Below are 575 nucleotides of genomic sequence, written 5' to 3'. Positions count from 1 at the left end.
GCCGATCGCCTTGGTGCTGAAAAACGGCTCGAAGGCATGTTCCAGCGTGCTCTGTGCCATGCCCTGGCCGTCATCAACGATTCGCAGGCGCACATAATCGCCACCGCCCGGCGTGGCGCCCTGACCATGTTCGATGTGATGGTTGCTTGCCTCGATCCACAGCATTCCACCACTGGGCATCGCCTCGCAGGCATTGACCAGCAGATTGTCGACGGCTGCCTGCAGTTGCTGGTCATCAGCTTCCACTGGCCACAAGCCTTTGGCGATATGCACGTGCAAACTGACTGTGGGGCTCAGGCTAGCCTTCAGCTGCTTGATCTGCAGCAGGCTGCGCAGGTCTATGCGCTGGCTGTGCAGCGACTGCCGGGAAGCGAACGCAAGCAGGCGGTGGGTCAGCTGTGCCGCCCGTGACACCGCCTCGCGGCCCATGCGCAGTACGCCTTCCACCCCATCGTTGCGGCCCTGGCGCAGGCGCCGGTCGATCAGTTCGAAGCTGCCGCCAATGCTGGTCAGCAGGTTGTTGAAATCATGCGCGACCCCGCCGGCAAGCTGGCCGATGGCTTCCATCTTGCGGG

The 575-nt window shown here is 63.1% G+C and carries 1 protein-coding gene; it reads right to left on the bottom strand.

The window, feature by feature from the left end; genetic code table 11:
• Positions 1-575: sensor histidine kinase (locus HP547_RS29265; protein WP_256676485.1), on the bottom strand; the 575-nt coding region annotated here is incomplete at both ends.

The organism is Pseudomonas sp. CM27 (genome assembly GCF_013179515.1).
GTDB lineage: Bacteria > Pseudomonadota > Gammaproteobacteria > Pseudomonadales > Pseudomonadaceae > Aquipseudomonas.
The sequence above is the reverse complement of the archived record's forward strand: the minus strand, read 5'-3'. Positions and strand labels throughout refer to the sequence as shown.